This window comes from Kitasatospora sp. NPDC091257, from assembly GCF_044757675.1.
GTDB lineage: Bacteria > Actinomycetota > Actinomycetes > Streptomycetales > Streptomycetaceae > Kitasatospora > Kitasatospora lactacystinica.
Genome location: NZ_JBIVVI010001222.1, coordinates 1 through 2,634 on the forward strand (window position 1 = coordinate 1; position 2,634 = coordinate 2,634).

Genomic DNA, 2,634 nt, shown 5'->3' on the forward strand with positions numbered 1-2,634 from the left:
CCCGCCGGCGGAGTCGGGGCCCCGGTCGGTGGAATCGGTGGCCCGGCCCGCGGAATCGGAACCCCCGTCCCCGGAGCCGGAGTCGGGACCCGGATCCGCGCAGTCCCGCCTCGACTCGACGGGGCCGGGGTGGACGGCCGGATGCGGGGCGAGGGCGCACAGTGCGGAGGACTGCCCCCGACGGCCGAGTTCCCGGTGGAGGTCACGGGCGAAGTTCTGTGCGCCGCCACGGCGTGAGTCGCTGATCAGATGCAGGACACGCGGACGGTTTCCGGCCGGATCGGCCGACAAATGGTCGGGCATGGACCGACCTTGGCACAGTGCTCCGTCCGGTACATCCCCTTCGCGCAACCTGATGGTGGCCCATCCGCCCGCACTTGTACACCCGATGTGCGCCACGGGGCCGCCGTCGTGCGCCGGATGCGACCACTGTGCGCCCCGCCTCGCCCCCTGCCGCGCTCCGGTTCACCCCGTCGCGCCGGGTCGGCGCCGTCCCGGGTCGGCGCGTGCCGGTGTCACATGCGCTTTCTCCCAGCGTGGTTGAGCCGGGTGTTCGACCGCCGAAAGGCCGGTACGCGGAGCGCCCCCACCCCGCCCGGCCGGTCGGGGCCGGGCCCCGCGGCGGTTACCCGATTCGGGTGAACGCGGTTGGACCTCGACCCGGGCGGCTCGGCAGGATGTCCGGCCGGGGGCGGCACCCGCCGTGCCGCCCCATCTCCCCCTTCCTCGTACGGATTTGGAGTCACCCGGTGTTCAAGGGATTCCGCAGCTTCCTGCTGCGCGGAAACGTCGTGGACCTCGCGGTCGGCATCGTGATCGGCGCGGCCTTCACCGCGGTCGTCACCGGGTTCGTCAGCGCCTTCCTCACCCCGCTGGTCGGCGTCGCGTCCGGTGCCGTCGGCGACTTCACCCAGAAGACCTTCGACGTGGCCGGCACCCGGTTCCCGTACGGCCTCTTCGTCAACGCGGTCATCGGCTTCGTGCTGACCGCGGCCGTCATCTACTTCGCCGTGGTGCTGCCGGTCGGCAAGCTCCAGGCCCGCTTCGAATCGGCCAAGCCCGCGCCGGCCTCGAAGGTCGACTGCCCGGAGTGCCTGAGCCCGATCCCGGCCGCCGCGACCCGGTGCTCCTTCTGCACCTCCGAGGTCGGCAAGCCGGCCCTGCCCGCGCAGGCCCAGGCGCTGCAGTCGCACTGACCGCCGGGACCGGGCCGGCACCCGTCCGGCACCGGGTCGGAACCCGGGCGGCCCCTGGCCGCCGGCGCAGGTCACGGGCCAACGGCGCAGGTCACGGGCAGGTCGCAGGCCTGAATCGAACGCCCGGAGAACTGACGGGAATTTTATTCCCGAAACATTCACGAGCCTCCGCCGCCCCCACGGCGGGGGCTCGAATGCGCCCGCGCACGCCCGGTCCGGAAAAAGTTTCTCCGCAGGGCCCCCGACCGTCCACCGGCCGGTCACCACAAGGCCTTCCGGCGACTCCGTCCGGCGACCGTTCGACCACTGACGGGGCGCCAAGGTTGTCCGGAACCGGACGCCGGAATGTCCGTCTTTCCTACTTTCGAAACCTTTGTGCGAGCGAAGACTGTGTAAACACTCGAACTGCTCCCCCTCCCGCTCTCCTCAGCAGGCGCGTTGTGGGCTTACCGTATGGCCCATGACCTCGCCCCGCTCCTACGACGGAGTCGGCTACCCCTCTCCGTCCTTCTCCTCCGGCACGCCGATCTACGACAGCCTCGTGGCTGAGCGCGGCGTCCCCCAGATCGCGCCCATCAACGTGCCGGCCGCCCTGCCGCCGGCACTGTCGTCCGGTTACGGATCCGGCCCCGGCCAGTCCTACGAGAACCGCTACGGCAACGGGTACGAGAACGCCGGCAGCAACCTCCCCGCGCTGCCGCCCGCCCGCCTCGCCCTGGGCCCCGGCCCGAGCAGCGGTCCCTCCGCCGGCCCCGCCACGGCGTACATCCCCGCGCAGCCCGCGCCGGCGTACGCCGCTCCCCAGCCGCCGGTCCCCGGCTACGGCGCCCCCCAGCCGTACCAGCGACCGCAGCCCGGCGCCCCCGCCCCCGCCTTCGCCCAGGCCACCGGCGGCGGTTACCAGCCGACCGGCGGCCAGAGCTTCGGCGGCCAGAACACCTTCATCGGCGCCCAGGGCGGCCAGCAGACCTTCGGCGCGCAGCAGCCCGGCGGCCAGGGCGGTTTCGGCCAGGGCCAGCCCGCCGGTCCGCAGAGCTTCGGCGGCCAGCAGTCCTTCGGCGGGCCGGGCGCCGGCGGCCCCGGCCTCCAGGGTCAGGGCGGCGACCAGTCCTTCGGCGGCGCCCAGCTGCGCCCGGCCATGGCGCCGGTCCGCCCGATGCAGCCGCAGCGCCCGGGCCCGTACGGCGAGCCCGGCCAGTTCCAGGGCGGCTACCAGCCGCAGGGCCAGGGCTACTGAGCCACTGCCGCCCCGAGGCCGTCCCCCACACGGCCCGAACCCGCACCACCTGAGCACCACCCGGCGCCCCGTGCGCCGGGCGAACGGAGAAACGGGTCATCCACGGACCGCCCGGCGCCGGGTGCAGCGGCTGCTGATGACCGGCTGGACGGCGCTGCTGGTCTCCACCGTCGCCGTGCTGATGCTGCGCGGCCCGTACGA

2 protein-coding genes are annotated in these 2,634 nt (G+C 73.8%); both read left to right on the forward strand.

Features of this window, described 5'->3' with window-relative positions:
* Nucleotides 1–749: 749 nt before the first annotated feature.
* Nucleotides 750–1,196 carry a large conductance mechanosensitive channel protein MscL gene (gene mscL / locus ACIQOV_RS36540; protein ID WP_380353130.1) on the forward strand — a complete coding sequence of 149 codons (447 nt, stop codon included), beginning with the start codon at nucleotides 750–752 and terminating at the stop codon, nucleotides 1,194–1,196.
* Nucleotides 1,197–1,656: 460 nt separating this feature from the next.
* Nucleotides 1,657–2,433 carry a DUF6643 family protein gene (locus ACIQOV_RS36545; RefSeq protein ID WP_401055109.1) on the forward strand — a complete coding sequence of 259 codons (777 nt, stop codon included), beginning with the start codon at nucleotides 1,657–1,659 and terminating at the stop codon, nucleotides 2,431–2,433.
* Nucleotides 2,434–2,634 lie beyond the last annotated feature (201 nt).